Source organism: Vibrio sp. 1457, assembly GCF_033340195.1.
GTDB lineage: Bacteria > Pseudomonadota > Gammaproteobacteria > Enterobacterales > Vibrionaceae > Vibrio > Vibrio alginolyticus.
In genome coordinates, this window is the sequence record NZ_JAWOWA010000045.1 from 1 (window position 1) to 15491 (window position 15491).

Below are 15491 nucleotides of genomic sequence, written 5' to 3' on the forward strand. Positions count from 1 at the left end.
TGAAACTCAGTATATTGTATAAAAGTCGCTCAACTTTAGGAGGTTTGGTTTCTCGTCTGAATTACGCAACAAAGCCCTTTAGTCCCTAAAGTAAACGTGGTGCTCTGGCTAGAAATTTTTTGTTTGACTGCATCAAATTCGAACTCACCATTTTGGAAACTTGATAAAGGAATGAGACCTTCGATTCGGTTTTCCTCTAACTCAACAAATGCTCCGAAGTGTGTGAATCCAGACGCTGTCCCTATAAAGTGTTGTCCGATAAATGGCTTCATGTAATGGCATTTCAGTGCAAACTCAATCTCTCAGCTAGGGATAATGTGCTCGTAATTATTAGAATTTATTGATTGAGCAGATATATTTAATTTCATTTTTTCTCTTATATTCGCCAATCGCTTTTATTTTATAAACTTTATTTTTATGAGCAAAGCATGAGGCGAAGTGATTCAGATATGAATGAGATTAATTTAGTTCCAAACTGGAATTGCAAGGTAGGCGGTGTGATTACCTAAAGATGTATACCAAAGTGACTTTATTGAAAGTGATTAATGATGGTGTGGGAGAGGTAAGTGATTTGGGTATATAAACTTAGATAGAGAATAGTAAGGGCAGTAATAAGTGGAAGGGGATTGTGGCACCAACAACATTGATGCCACACAAAGAATTACAGTGCAGTTACTTCAGCTGCTTGTAAACCTTTGTTACCTTGTTCAACAACGAACGATACTTTTTGGCCCTCAGTAAGAGTTTTGAAGCCTTCAGAAACAATAGAACGGAAGTGAACGAATACGTCATCACCGCCATTGTCTTGAGAAATAAAACCAAAACCTTTAGTTTCGTTGAACCATTTTACTGAACCAGTTAATTTATTAGACATAGATACCTCTATATTTGATTGTTTTAAATATTGAATTTTTAGCTAATATCAAGTGCTACTATATGATTTTAGAGATAACTATTTTGTCGCAGGAACGTAAACGAGGAATTCGATGTGGAACTGAGAGAAACTTTGATCTTTAATTACATTAATAGCTCTTTCCGTAAGAGCTGATGTGCAGTATACCGACAAAATTAATAAAGGCTAGCCTTTTCTTTTTTATTTTTTGAGTACACCAAGCGCATTGCTTTCAAAGCATACGCTTGGTGTATAAGACGGCGTGATGTTATAGGTGGCGTCGAGCGCTTAGTGTTTTCTGGTTGGGCCGTTACGAACGATGTCTTTACCATTGTCATATACGTGCTGCGAAACCCAGCGACCGAGGAGCAATTGGTGCTTTTCTCCTAATACGGCAACAAATGGACGGCCATCGGTATTAGAGGTGGCTAGCGCAACGCCAGTGACACCTTCAAGACCCAGAGCGCCGCTTTCTACTAAATGCAGAAATGCCTCTAACTCTTCAATCGTTTCGATTACATGGTTATCAATATTCATTGTATTCAATCTCTTCGAATTGCATTGCGGTCGCGTACTCTACCTAAGTTAAGCGTGGAAACCAAGCTTCTACGTGCGTCATGTAATGAGAGAACCTTGCCCTGCCACTAATCATCAATAAGTTAGTCTCGATAGTCCGGAACTTGCCTAGATTCAATGAGGCAGAAAACACTCTCTGGTTAGACATGAGTCACATAATGTTGTCTGGTTTATCTCATCAATACTTTTGCTATTGGATGGGGTGAAGGGGAGTGCAATAATTTGTGAAACTCTTTTCCTAAAGGCTGTTATGAAGAAAGTCCTGATTACCGGTTTTGAACCTTTTGGTGGTGACGCCATTAACCCCGCCTTAGAAGCGGTCAAGCAATTAGAGGCCGCGGCCATAAAAGGAGGTGTGATAGTTACTTGCCCAGTCCCCGTAGTTCGATATGACTCGGTGAAAGTCGTTATTGAAGCAATAGAAGCGCACCAGCCAGACTGTGTGATTACTGTAGGGCAAGCGGCCGGGCGTAGCGCGATAACCCCAGAGCGTGTCGCAATCAATGTCGATGATTTTCGTATTCCAGATAACGCTGGTCATCAACCGATTGATGAACCCGTGGTGGCTGATGGTCCTGATGCTTACTTCTCGACACTACCGATAAAGCGTGTTGTGCAAACATTGCAAACGCAGGGTATACCTAGCCAGATTTCCAACAGTGCTGGAACATTTGTATGTAACCACCTTTTTTATGGCATCCAACATTACTTGAAAGACAATCCGATTCGTCACGGGTTTGTTCATATTCCATTATTGCCAGAACAAGCAGCAGATGGCAGTCAGCCTTCTATGTCTCTGGAGATGATAGTCGAAGGGCTAAGGCTGGTGGCGCAAGTTTGTATTGCCAATGAAAACGACATATTGGTCAGCGGCGGGTCGATTTGCTAGTAAGTGTTTTAAAATCCAGTAAGTATATGAAAGATAATAATAAGCTCGTCGTTTGATGTTGTAGTAAATGTTAGCTTTGTCAAATTTCACAAGTAGCGAAAGGAGTAGCATTGAATAGTCAGGTTGGATGTTGTTCAAACTGGCATTCCTCTAGTACAGGAGGTGTTAGGGGCTAACTTTACGAAAGGCGAGTTATTATGAAAAGCAACAAAAGTAAGTCAATCGCACTTATCTCTGTCGTTGTTTTCGCGTTGGCTATTGCTGCGCTTAAATTCGAAAACACGCTCGGAGTTCTTCCCATCGTAGTCGCTATTATCGCGTTTTTTACTTGCGTTATTTATACCAGTAGATACCTGTCTGATATGAAGCGTTCAGAGTTGATAAGTCAACCCAAACAAGCTCGAAAAATGTGTTCCAACGCATCACGCAATGAGCTTGATGCGTGCGATAAAAAGCGTTGAAGCGAGTCACATTCTCCGTATACTTTGCTGGAGCATTAATGCACTAACGTGTCGGAGATAAGCATGTCAAATCGAGTACCAACCAACATACTGACCGGATTTTTGGGTGTCGGTAAAACGACCACGATTTTAAATCTACTGAAGAACAAACCGGAAAAAGAAAACTGGGCGGTTTTGGTCAATGAATTTGGTGAGATTGGCATCGACGGTGCATTGATGACCGACCAAGGCGCGCTGATTAAAGAAGTGCCGGGTGGTTGTATGTGCTGCACTGCGGGTGTGCCGATGTCGGTAGGTATCACCGCATTATTGCGTCAAAAACCGGACCGTTTATTGATTGAGCCGACAGGCCTTGGTCATCCAAAACAGGTTATCGCGACGCTTACCTCACAGCAGTATGAACCTTACGTTGATCTTAAAGCGACGATTGCCTTGGTTGATCCGCGTAACTTAAGTGATGAAAAGTATCTTTCTAACCAAAACTTCGTGGACCAGTTAGACAGTGCAGATGTGGTTATTGGTAGTAAGGTTGACCTATGTTCCAGCCACGACCTTGATGTGTTTAATGACTGGGTGACGGACCAATCCCCTTCAAAAGTATTCAGTAAGCTTATTCATGACGGTGAGTTGCCGATAGAAGTCTTGGATATTGAGCGGGTTTACGGCAGCGCTTCTTCCCATATCGAGTCACATCATCATGACCACGCTCATCAAGAGCCTCAATTCCAATTGGCGCCTGGTGAAGCCTTTGTGCGCAAAGAGAACAAAGGGCAGGGTTATTTTAGTTGTGGGTGGTTGTTTGGGGCAGAGTATAAGTTTGATTTTGAAAAGCTTTTCTCTATGCTTTCGGACTTGACCGCAGAGCGTGTTAAAGCAGTGGTCAATACGGATCAAGGTTGTTACGCGTTTAATGTTGCCAACCGAGTCGTGTCGGTGAATGAAATCAGCTTAGAAGGCTTTGAATCACGATTAGAAGTGATAGATTCTCAGCTGTTGCCATGGGATGAGCTTGAGCGAATTCTCCTTCAGTTATCTGGCATCAAACATTAAATCGCGCAAAGGTTAAACGAAAACGGTGAACCACTAATATATCTGTGCTCACCGTTTTTTCTTTTGTAGGATTTCAATGAGAAAAGTGAGATAAATCACTCAAATTCGGGTATAGTGCACGGCTAAATTTTTAAAGCTATTTTTAGTGGTTTGTTTAAGGAATACGCTCAATGTCATTTTCATCTCAAGGTTTTGCGCCAGAAGTGGTTAAAGCACTGGCAGAATGCGGTTATGAAAAGTTAACGCCAATTCAACAGAAGGCGATTCCAATGGCTCGCAAAGGCCATGATATTTTCGCTACAGCACAAACAGGTACTGGTAAAACGGCTGCGTTTTCTCTGCCTATGATTCAGCAGTTGCTAGACAGTAACCGTAGCGCTTCTCGTAAGACTGCTCGCGCACTTATCTTGGCTCCAACTCGTGAGCTTGCTGAACAAATTGCTGACAACATCAAAGCTTACACGAAGTACACGAACCTGTCGGTGGCTGCGATTTTCGGTGGCCGTAAAATGTCTTCTCAAGTAACGGCATTAGAAAACGGTGTAGATATCCTAGTGGCTACACCAGGTCGATTGGAAGAGCACATTGAACAAGGTAATGTCTCGGTCGCACACTTAGAGTTTTTAGTGTTTGATGAAGCAGACCGTATCTTGGACATGGGCTTTATTCACGCAGTACGTAAGATCATGCTAGATGTGGATACTGATCCGCAAATTATGATGTTTTCAGCAACGACTTCGAGCCAACTAAATCTGTTAGCAAAAGATATCCTGCGTAAGCCTAAGCGTATTGAAGTTGAGCGAGCGAATACGACAGCACAGACAGTTGCTCACGTGTTATATCCAGTTGATCAAGAGCGAAAAACGGAACTGCTTTCGGAGCTGATTGGTCGTAAGAACTGGAAACAAGTGTTGGTATTTGTGAACTACAAAGAGACCGCAAACGAAGTAGTAAAAGAGCTGAAACTTGATGGTATCAAAGCGGTGGTTTGTCACGGTGACCGTGCTCAAAGTGCTCGTCGTCGTGCGTTAGAAGAGTTCAAGTCCGGTAAAGCACGTGTCATGGTGGCTACCGATGTCGCTGCTCGAGGTCTAGATATTGAAGATTTACCTCACGTTGTGAACTATGACATGCCTTTCCTAGCGGAAGATTACGTTCACCGAATTGGTCGTACAGGCCGTGCAGGTAAACAAGGTCATGCCGTTTCATTTGTAAACCGAGATGAAGAGCTCACGGTTGTTCAGGTTGAAAATCTAATCCAGCAGCGAATTCGCCGTATTGAGCTTGCAGGCTATGAACCAAAACAGCGTGAATCTTACATTGAAAAGCTGCACTCAAAACCAGCGTTTAAGAATCGTCAAGGTCGTCGTAATAACCCGAACCAGTCGGCAACAGACCAAGGGTCGGCAGAGCGTCGTCTTGCTATGGTGAAGCGCCTGAAAGCGCGTCGTGGCGCAAAGTAAATTACATCCGTTTTAGATGAAAAGAGCCCCTCAATATAGGGGCTTTTTTTGTTTTGTCGTTTCGCGTTAATTTAGGCCAAGCATATTTGGCTCACCACGATAAATAATGCGATCGTTTCCTCGGTGAACACCAAACGTAACTGTAACAGGTGGATTTTCCTCTTCACTTGTCGTGTTATCCCAATCGTATTTCAGCCAAGGGATGCGATTACCTGAGCCGTCTAAATCCAGGTGGAATTGTATTTGCTCGCGTGCTGAGTCAATTTGGCTTGCAACGATATCGGTCATTCTGCCAATACTCATCGTTCCAACGCCAGAAAGCAGGGCGTTGTTTGCTAGCGCATGAGACCAAATTGGCGTGCTGAAGTAATATTCACCACTCGCCGTTGTTGAGCTGTCATCGAAGTTAGTCGTAAATCGACCGTTTTGCCAAATTTCCACATCAAGTGGCACTTTGATCACCATGCCTTGGTTGCCACCTACATCTTGAAAGTTCAAACGACCGAATCGAATGTCTGGTTGTTTTGTGAGCACTTCGCTATCGTCGAAGAAGTTTACCTCATCAACGGCTTTAGTCGTGACTAAACCTATTTGGCTGCTGTCACTGTTAGTCCCTTTATTAAATGGGCCATCAGGGTATTGTTTATCTGTCGTGTTCTTTTTCCAACATGGGCTATTGTTACAAGTCGCATTGGTCGAGGGCTTCTCGATCACAAACGTTCCAACACTCGCGCTACCCAGTAGTTTCCAGTCTACCTTCTTAGGCTTAGGCGGCAAAAACCGATCGGAGTATGAGCTTAGCTCGCCTAAGTCGAAATGTTGTTGAAGGTTAGATGAAAAGTGGACGTAGTTCTTCACGTTTTCCTTATTCGCATTGAGTGCGACAACATCGTAAGTGACTTTCTCAAAAGGTTGATTCATGTAAGCAAAAGTTTGGCCATGTGGGTAGTGCCATTCTTGGTCTTGCACTTGAAAATATTTTGGGTAAAAACGACCGATGTAACGATAGCTTTCGTTAACAGTCATACCTAGATATTTACTTTCTAGGTTTGCTTTTACTCTCAAGCTCCCGACTTCTTCCCAATATAATCCATTAAAGACGAATTGATCATTCTTGGCTGAATTATGCGCCTGAGCCAGTGAGTCACTACTTTTTAGCAATTTTGAGGTTTGGTTCGCTGTCTCTGATGGCGTATGTTGCTCACTCGACAAGACAACCGATGCTGCTGGAGCGTCATCAAGCATAAAATTACGGGTGATAGAGGCATCACAATAACGTGCTGATTCAACAGAACCACTTACAGAGCCGTCAGTTTGCCAAATGATCGGCTTCACTGTTAGAGAGAAAAGTTCTCCGGCGGCAATAAACCCATCTCCTTGTTCAGAGGTGCCAGAAGGCAAAGCACGTTGGTTGTCACAGATAGCGAATGTCCATGGTCGCGAGTGCACATTAAATGTCCCTTTCACTTCCACTTTGCCTTCTTCAGGGCACTCTTCAAATCCCTCACATTCAAAATGATCGGACAATGTCACTTCAAATATGCCGGACTCGTTCGTGACAAGACCATGTTCAGACAAGCCGTCTTTAAATTCCGCTGAATAGCTAAAGTTTCCTTCACTTCCTCCTAATGGTTGAACCAATGGATGAAAAACCTTAGGAGTACCATTGTAGTTGCTTGCGACTACAGGTTCGCCGGTGGAAGCACAAGCAAGCAATCGCGTATGCACGTTTTCTGGTTTACCTGCAATAACGCGTATTTCATTTAAAGTGGCGCTTTTCGTCTTTGAGTAGGCCTCAAACATAAATGGCGTAAACATAAAGCTAACCGTTTGATGCTTGCTGGTGTCTTCTGCCATAGTGAAAGTCAGCGTGTAGTTAGTACCTAACGCGATGGTATCAATATCGTTCGGGACCATTCGAACAACGAGCTCACCATTGTCGTCAGACATAAATTGGTTTGCTTTTAATGTCTGCTGACCTTTGATCACCTCTAAAGTGAACAAGTCAGGGTGTGATAGGGCTGCACTGACTTCTGCGCTTACAACTTCTCCATTATTGGTTGTCATTGCTGTAAATTGCGGAAGATCGTCGCCGCACATCAGTGCCATGTCGTCCGATGGTGTGACGCTGAGGTCGAAGTCGTTCTCTGATGGAGGCGTAATTTTACATTCAGGGATATAAGAAGGAATAGGGCAAGTTGTTGGTGTTTGATTTGCGTAACTACAATTGGGTTCATCAATGCCACAATAGTGGTTGAAATTTGAACTTGATTCTAGGGTGGCTGTCACACTACCACAAATAGAAGTATTGGAGTTATTAATTGAAAAATGCATTGCCGAAATAGCTTGCTTATTCGCATATATTTTGGTCGTGCCAAAACCTGTATCTACAGTATGTCCCTGAGATGTCAAAGAACCAAAAACTGTCGTATTATTAAGATTTATCCCCGATAGAGCATTAATGTTGCCCACAACTATTGGTGTATTAGAAAGCGACGATTCCAGTTGATTAATTTCTACTTTTGTTCCTTTTGATTTGATATCACCGCAGAACATACCAGATTCGATGTACACGTCACTTTGAGCAATGATGTTGCCATTAAGGACGTTGTGCTCTCCGTAAAACTCGACAGAACGGCCATTTCCACCAACACCATTGGTTTCTATATCTCCTTCGATTTCACTATCAGTTATTTTTATAGAACCTAAAGCAGAGACATTACCTAGTACGTAGCTATTACCATTAATTTTTAACCAAGTTCCTTTAGCTTTGATGTTTATAGGGCTTTCCTTTGAGCCTATGACATTCTGCCCACGGAGTGTTATGGAACCATGAGCGGTTAAAGACGATGAGCTTTGACTACTATTTATAATTTGATCGCCTTTCGGGAGAACAATATTTGTAGTGCAATCGTAAGTAGAACCCGTTACATGAATGGTTCCGTTTTTACAAAAGGCAACATTAGTGTTTGACTTGATATCTGCTAAGTCATAAGTGGTGGCGTGTGAGGTTAGCGGTAAAAAAAGAACCGCAGTGAAAATACTGCAAAGACGCATCATCAAATGTCCTAATGAGTGGAACAAGATGGCATCAAGCGAGCGTGAGCAAATGCTCACTGAAATTGGAATAGCTGCGGTACTTTTTGTTTTGAAGCCGCTTAGTTATTGAACTTTGGTTATTTTTTATTTCGTATGTCATACCAAAGTTTAGCGGCCTTATTACAACGTAAGTGTCAGGTTAGTTCAAGAGGTAAGTGTGATGTGTGTCGATTTATATGTGTAACTATTTGTTAGTTAAGGATAATAAGTAAGCATGTTGGTTCAGAATCAGGAAGGACGCGATCCTGATTCTGAATGTTTATAACGCTAGGCAGCGTGAACGATGAGTGGGGCCATCTGATATAACTCTTCGAGTATGGCTTTCGTTTGTCTCGAATACACCAGACAATCTCGATCGCCAACGAGCTGAATTGCTCGCACTTTACCTGCAACCAAACATTGCCTAATCGTGCGTAGAACCATTTGGATATCAATTTCTGACGCGCCATCAAGGCTGTTTTTGGTTTTTAGAGATCCAAGGTCGATACTAATGATTATTTGGTCGCAGTGGTCTAGGTAATTGCCGATCTGTTGCTTAACATTATTGCGATGACGAAAAGAAAACTCTTTATCGGTTACCCAGTCACAACCTTGATCCTCCGCGTATTCCCACGTTTCTTGCTTTGTATCTTGTTCGCTAACACCAGCAAAAAATAATCGCACGTTTTGATAGCGAGAAAGAGCAAAATGAAATGCCGAGCCTAAACGTGGTTCAAGTGTTGGTTTCAAGTTCATGTCATGTCCAATATTTACCACACCCACTTCGTCTCGATAGGACACGACCACAGGTAACATGGACAAGATTGCCTCGGTACAGTTAGTTACTAAAACAGGAATTGAGTGGCGAGAAAGCGAAAGGCTTAATGCTTCCTGAAACTCGCCATTTTCCAGCTTGTCGTGGTTGAAGTGACCAAAGTTTTCAGCGGTTTCATGATCATGCTGTTGGTATAGCCAATCGCTAGCATTTTCCAAACTTTGATCAGCTAATTCAAACGCACCCTTCGACATAGGAGGCAAATACTCACACACTGTCATAAAAGAAAAAGGGTAATGCTGCGGCTGTTTCACTGTGTGATGGAGTTTATAGCGTTTGAAAAAGCTTAACATGATGAATTACCTTTCTGGTGGTAGTGCCCTTGCCGCTTGCAGTACATGTAAAATAATGCGCTGCTTATCCTTTTCGACTCGGTGGGCCGGAGCCATTACCGAGACTGCGCCAATCAGTTTGCTTCCTTTCATTACCGGTGCGCTAATACCTGACACACCAGGGTCAATCTCAGAAGTACTGACGGCATATCCGTGTTTACGGATGGTTGTGAGCTCTTTTTCCCACTCGTCACGTCGGTGATCTTGATTAAAATATCTCAAGATTTTCTCGCATCGACTTTGAGGCATAAAAGCAAGCATCACTTTAGATGAGGCACCGCGCAGCAGAGGTTGACTTTGACCCTGGACGAAGCTGCAACGCAGCGCCTGCATACTTTCTTTCTGTCTGACACAAAGCGCACGATAACCCGCTGGTACCATATAAGCGGCCATTTCCCCGGTTTGTTGTACCAACCTAGCCAGTATGGTTTCGACCATGTCGAGCCCATGTTGCGCGGTCTCATAGCTGTGCATGAGTAATAATGCCGCCGGACCAACGACAAATGTCTTGTCGTGAACGCTTTCTTCGATCAAGTTCCACTCTTTAAGCAGTTTTAAGTGTCGGTAAAGGCTGCTTAAAGGAACGTTCAATTGCTCGCTTAGCGTTTTCGCAGAAACTGGGAACGGACTAACTGCAACTTGCATTAACAACTGCAGTGATTTTTCGTTTACCTGGTTAGCATTAGCTTTGTTTGTCGTCATGAGAGTGTTGTAACGTGTTGTAGGAGTTACGACAAATATAATTCTTAATCACTGAGAAAAGAAAAATAATTTTAATGGGTAATTCTTACATGATGAGAAACAGACAGGTAAAGACTTTCGCAACTACCGATAGACATAACATGGTGTCGAATTAAAGTCTCAGGTTTGAGGCGCTTGATACTAAATTGGAACAGGAGTGATTAAGACATTGTTTAGTTTGCGGTATTACTCAGCGTTTCGCATACTGAGTTAATCCAAACAAATAATGTTAAAAAACGTGAGTTGCTAGCGGGTATCGGAATCGAGGTACCATCTCAGTAAATCGGTTTTATAAAAGGTTACTTTTATATGCTGAATAAGGCGATTTTTAAAAAAGCCATCATTTTTCTTCTGCCTATTCCCTTGGTTATTGGAGAGGTTTTGTATTTAGCTCGTGAAAGCGTGCAAAACAATCTCAATCATTTATTAGAAAAAAATGTGCAAATTGCAGATGAAATTTTATTCCAAATAGAGACAGAAAACCGCACGGCGCTGCTACACCCTGAGCGATGTGAAGAGCTCCAGCAAAGCTTAATGTTTGAACGAGATATTGAAGAAATGCTCATTGTGAAAGAGGGAGTCATTACTTGTTCTTCGAAATTGGGAAGTATCTCTAAACCGTTAGCTGAGCACATCACCTTTCCCAAGGGACAAACGCTAGCGCTTGGTAGTGTTGATAGCTTGTACGATCAGTTCTTGCTAGTGGTAACGGAAGGAGAGCGGGGTTATCAAGCCGTAACGATTATCGATCATGACTACTTTAATGCGACAATAGGGTTTAACAACGATTTACGCCTAAAACGCTCTGCGCTGTTTATCCATGATCAAGTTTCACCAGAAGGAGCATTAAGAGCGGGAAGTAATCCTATCGGTATCAAATCGTCGCAAATGTTTGAGTATGAAGCTTTGAGTGAAGCCAGCGATCTTTTCGTCAAACAGAGAACACTTTCCTATTTTTTGTACTCAATTCCAATTATTTTCGTGATCTACCTTTGCTTGTATGCGTTGAATAAGTTTATTGATCCTCATCGCAATTTGATACTGGATCTTAAAAGAGCGATAAAAAGAGGAGAGTTGACCCTGTATTACCAACCGCAAGTTAACGTTGATACCGGCCAGTTATTCGGGTTTGAAGCGCTAGTGCGATGGGAGCATCAAAGTAAGGGGTTCATTTCTCCGGACGAGTTTGTCCCTGCGGCAGAGCAAAGTGGATTGGTTTTTTTACTTACTGATTTCGTTCTGGATAAAGCGGCAGAGGACTTCAGTAAATTAGGCTTTGATCAGCCTGTCCACCTTGGTATTAACGTGCCGCCTGGTTATTTAGTCGGACCAAACGCGATCAGAAAAATTCAATTGCTCGACAGACAGTTGAGCCGAAACAAAGTCTCATTAGGGGTAGAGATAACGGAGCGTCAGCTCATTGATTCAGAGGCGAGAAAATGCATTGCAGCGCTGCGAGTGCATGGTATTGATGTGCTGATCGATGATTTTGGAACTGGCCAAACCTCGTTAGCATTTCTACAGCACATGCGCATAGATTACTTAAAAATCGATAAGTGCTTTGTCGAAACTATTGGTATTCCTAGCCTTAGTGCTTCTGTCTTAAAAGCGATGGTTCACTTCGCGGAAGAATTACAAGTACAATTGATCGCTGAAGGCGTGGAAACCATAGCGCAAGCTGAACACTTAAAGAAGATGGGAGTGAGATATCATCAGGGATACCTGTACTCCAAACCATTACCTTATGAGCAGCTTGCGCAGCGAAGTCATTATGATTGGTAGACGTTAGCTCTATAACACTGAGCATTTTCATCAAACACAAACTCTAACTCATTTTTGATGCTATCTAAGCGGTCTTCTTGGTAGTGAGACACATACAATAGTTGGCTTAAATTCTCTCTAGCGATGAGCTCAAGTGTGTTCTTAACTAACCGTCTACCCAAAAAATCTAACCCTTGATACGGCTCGTCCAAAATCAATAATGTGGGTTGTTTCACGATGGCTCTTGCAATCAGTAACAGTCGCTGCTGACCGTACTCTAATTGCTTGAATGAGGTTTTTTTGTACTGGCTCATATGTAAGATATCGAGCCACTCGTTTGCAATATTCATCTCTTTGCGAGTTGGCTGGTTATACAACCCAATCGAATCGTAAAATCCTGACAAAATGACTTCTAATGCGCTGCAATTGACTCGATATTGGAGGTGTAGCGCTGAAGACACCATACCGATATGCTGCTTAATTTCCCAGATTGTCTCGCCAGTACCACGCTTTTTACCAAAAATATCAATGTCATTGCTGTAGCATTGCGGATGATCGCCAAAGATCAATCCAAGTAAGGTACTCTTTCCACAACCATTTGGGCCTTTGACCTGCCAATGTTGGCCCTTGTCTATGCGCCAGTTCAAGTCAGTAAAAATCTTCTTATCGGTGTATTCGACAGCCCCATTCTTTAGTTCAAATATTGGGTTGTTGAATGGCGTCGAGTGCTGATGCTGACGTATCAAGCTCATCATTTCTTCACTCTGTTGTTCTGACTGAGATTTAATTTGTCCAATGATTGGATGATTATCCCAACTGGACTTATCCATTGTACTATCAAGCTTTCCTGCACTGAAAAGCGCGATGCTATTGATCCACTCAGGCATGTCAGATTCGCGAGAGAAGGTTATGAGTAGTTGCACATTTTGAGAAAGCGAGTGTAAATAGCGAGCGAGAGCAGCTCGGTGCGCAATATCTAAGCCAGTAAATGGATTATCGAGTAATACTAAGTCAGGTTGTGTGGCTAAAGCTCGGGCGAGCATTACTCTTCTGGTTTCTCCGGTAGAGAGAACACGGAAGCCACTATCTCTAAGATGACTTAGGTCGAGATCATTGACTAGCTGTTCAGTTAAGTTAGTGTCTTGGCTCTGTTCTAGGATTAATGAATAAACAGTGCTTCCTTGGTCGATACGATCAAGAAAATCCGTATCATCTTTTTCTAATTCTCTTTCCAGTAATCGCTGTTGCTCTGATAACGACACTTGCGCAACGGATAGCCCATTTAGCTCAATTTCCCCACTATTTGGTGACATTTCATCACAAATAAGGTCTCCAAGCAGAGAGCCAATATCTCCATCCGCGCTGAATATCCCCCAAGACTGCTGAGTGTTAATTTTCCAATCGTCAATAAACAAGTGTGTCGTGTTTCTCTTAGCTGCAAGCTGACGAAAGTGAATAGTCATTGTGTTTGTCTTCCTTGTTTTCGTTTTAGTGGATTACTTATAACAATTTACGAACTCAGTACGGAAGCGCTTTTGTGTATTAATTTTGAACAGTGCTCAGTCTTGTGCATATCAACGAAGCCTTGTATTAGAGGATAAAAATGCGACTAGAGTCATTAAGTAACAAGTAAGCTTGTCAATAATTTTGTTTTATTTTTGAATCAACCTATCATTATGCATGTGAATGTTATGCTGATAAGTTCATATTTGCCGTTTGTTAATTAATCAATGTAAGGACACATGTTTATGAGTGAAACGGAATACGATTACCCCTCGAGTTACAGCCTAGTTTCCATTACCGATACCTCCAGTTACATCAAATATGCCAGTGAAAACTTTAATGAAGTAGCGGGGTTTGATGAAGGGGAGCTTATCGGTAAACCCCACAATGTTGTGCGTCATCCTGATATGCCAAAACAGGCTTTTAAAGATTTATGGACTCACCTGAAAACTGGCAAACACTGGATGGGAATGGTCAAAAATCGACGTAAAAACGGCGGCTATTATTGGGTTGACGCGTTTGCTTCTCCTATAAAATCTAATGGTGAAGTTGTGGAATACCAATCAGTGAGATTTAAACCTGAGCGTATACACATCCAGCGAGCGGAAAAAGCGTATTCGAAGCTTCGAAATAATCGTAAGCCGTGGAAAATGTATCTTCCTCGTACACGTTTGTGGATGAGATCGGCCTTCTTCCTTTTAATTTCAAACCTTCTTGGCTTACTCACTCTACAAATGAATCAATCACCAGTGATAGCGTTTAGCGTTGTTGCGTTACTTTCCGTTTTCTCTATTTATGTATTAACCAGACCAGTTGAAAAGCTCGCTAAACAGGCTAGGCAAGACTTCAACAATCCACTTATGGAATATATTTATTGCGGAAGAATCAACGATCTGGCTGAGATTGAGCTGGGTATGAAGATGCGTAAGCAATTTGCAAATGCGCTATTGGGGCGCGTTGGCGTGTCTGTAAAAGACTCTTGCGAAGAAACGCGCGCAAGTGCTAACAGTGCTGCGACAAATAGCCAGCAAGTGACGGAGAACTTAAGCGCACAGAAAGTGGAGATTGACTCGGTCGCAACAGCGGTCAACGAGATGCAAGCCTCTTCATCTGAGATATCAAATAATGCTCAAGCGACCGCCGAGGCTACGTTAGAAGCGCAAAATACGATGATAGACAGCCGTAGCGTTATCGATAATGTTAACCAATCGGTTTTAGAGTTGGTGGGTGAGCTCGGCGAAATATCTAAAGTGGTCATACGTTTGAACCAACAAACCGAGCAAATTGGAACCGTTGTTGAAGTCATCAATGGTATTGCCGAACAAACTAATTTATTAGCGTTGAACGCTGCAATTGAAGCCGCGAGGGCAGGCGAACAAGGCAGAGGGTTTGCCGTTGTAGCAGATGAAGTGAGAACCTTAGCTAAAAGAACTCAGGAATCGACAACAGAGATTAAATCGGCCATTGAAGGGATTCAAAATGGGAGCAAATCAGCGGTTTCTGCGTTAGAGAAAGGTAATGAAATGTCGACCGGAACGGTAACATTGTTAGGTACTGCTTTGGATAGCATTCAACAATTGGAATCCCTTGTTCAGGACGTCGTCGAACGAAACCAACAAATTGCGGTCGCGATAGAAGAGCAGGTTTATGTAACGGATGAAATAAATGAAAACATCCAGTCGCTTAATTTAAAGTACAGTGAATCGTATGAACTGATGACTGAAACGAATCATATGAACACCAAAGTGCAAAATTGCACCAATGACCTGTCTGAAATGATTAAGAAGTTTGCTTAAACTTTAGAAAATCGAAGTTAAAAGCCCGCTAAACATTAGCGCAATGTAGATCAGATAAGGATCAGTTGACCGATCCTTCTGATGAGAGACAATCGGAAACCTGTTTATAGGTTT

At 42.5% G+C, this 15491-nt stretch carries 12 protein-coding genes and 1 pseudogene; 6 read left to right on the forward strand and 7 right to left on the reverse strand.

The features are described from left to right. Positions 1-35 precede the first annotated feature (35 nt). The 3 genes and pseudogenes from R7Z41_RS23155 to R7Z41_RS23165 form a co-directional block, all read right to left on the reverse strand. A pseudogene (locus R7Z41_RS23155) lies at positions 36-302 on the reverse strand (S1 RNA-binding domain-containing protein); the annotation flags it as partial. Between the two features lie 359 nt (positions 303-661). Further along, positions 662-874, reverse strand: coding sequence for a cold-shock protein (locus R7Z41_RS23160; protein ID WP_005375644.1), 213 nt, complete (start codon positions 872-874; stop codon positions 662-664). 306 nt (positions 875-1180) lie between these two features. Continuing rightward, complete coding sequence (locus R7Z41_RS23165) at positions 1181-1429, reverse strand: hypothetical protein (RefSeq protein WP_005375646.1); 249 nt, start codon at positions 1427-1429, stop codon at positions 1181-1183. 289 nt (positions 1430-1718) lie between these two features. On the opposite strand from R7Z41_RS23165, the gene pcp reads away from it, so the two are divergent. The 4 genes from pcp (at position 1719) to R7Z41_RS23185 (ending at position 5331) form a co-directional block, all read left to right on the forward strand. Then, positions 1719-2357 (forward strand): pyroglutamyl-peptidase I, encoded by a 639-nt coding sequence (gene pcp, locus R7Z41_RS23170; protein ID WP_017821091.1) that lies wholly within the window; start codon positions 1719-1721, stop codon positions 2355-2357. 197 nt (positions 2358-2554) lie between these two features. After that, the gene (locus R7Z41_RS23175) at positions 2555-2818 is read left to right on the forward strand and encodes a hypothetical protein (RefSeq protein ID WP_005375648.1); all 264 of its coding nucleotides are present in this window, start codon (positions 2555-2557) and stop codon (positions 2816-2818) included. A gap of 63 nt (positions 2819-2881) precedes the next feature. Continuing rightward, positions 2882-3868 carry a CobW family GTP-binding protein gene (locus R7Z41_RS23180; protein WP_017821090.1) on the forward strand — a complete coding sequence of 329 codons (987 nt, stop codon included), beginning with the start codon at positions 2882-2884 and terminating at the stop codon, positions 3866-3868. Between the two features lie 170 nt (positions 3869-4038). Further along, entirely contained in the window at positions 4039-5331 is a 1293-nt protein-coding gene (locus tag R7Z41_RS23185; protein ID WP_005375652.1) for a DEAD/DEAH box helicase, read from the forward strand. 66 nt (positions 5332-5397) lie between these two features. On the opposite strand, the gene R7Z41_RS23190 is transcribed toward R7Z41_RS23185, so the two are convergent. From R7Z41_RS23190 to R7Z41_RS23200, 3 genes are all read right to left on the reverse strand, one after another. After that, a complete protein-coding gene (locus tag R7Z41_RS23190) occupies positions 5398-8388 on the reverse strand; it encodes a DUF6701 domain-containing protein (RefSeq protein ID WP_405523861.1) in 2991 nt (996 codons plus the stop codon). 309 nt (positions 8389-8697) lie between these two features. Beyond that, complete coding sequence (locus R7Z41_RS23195) at positions 8698-9537, reverse strand: arginase family protein (protein WP_025768977.1); 840 nt, start codon at positions 9535-9537, stop codon at positions 8698-8700. A gap of 6 nt (positions 9538-9543) precedes the next feature. Then, entirely contained in the window at positions 9544-10278 is a 735-nt protein-coding gene (locus R7Z41_RS23200; protein WP_005386192.1) for an IclR family transcriptional regulator, read from the reverse strand. A gap of 348 nt (positions 10279-10626) precedes the next feature. Between R7Z41_RS23200 and R7Z41_RS23205 the strand changes: the two genes are divergently transcribed. Next, positions 10627-12099 (forward strand): EAL domain-containing protein, encoded by a 1473-nt coding sequence (locus R7Z41_RS23205; RefSeq protein WP_065275384.1) that lies wholly within the window; start codon positions 10627-10629, stop codon positions 12097-12099. On the opposite strand, the gene modF is transcribed toward R7Z41_RS23205, so the two are convergent. Continuing rightward, a complete protein-coding gene (gene modF / locus R7Z41_RS23210; protein WP_225478162.1) occupies positions 12087-13541 on the reverse strand; it encodes a molybdate ABC transporter ATP-binding protein ModF in 1455 nt (484 codons plus the stop codon). The two genes, R7Z41_RS23205 and modF, sit on opposite strands and share 13 nt — an antisense overlap. Positions 13542-13826: 285 nt before the next feature. Between modF and R7Z41_RS23215 the strand changes: the two genes are divergently transcribed. Then, the gene (locus R7Z41_RS23215) at positions 13827-15377 is read left to right on the forward strand and encodes a PAS domain-containing methyl-accepting chemotaxis protein (RefSeq protein WP_017821085.1); all 1551 of its coding nucleotides are present in this window, start codon (positions 13827-13829) and stop codon (positions 15375-15377) included. The last annotated feature ends 114 nt before the right edge of the window (positions 15378-15491 follow it).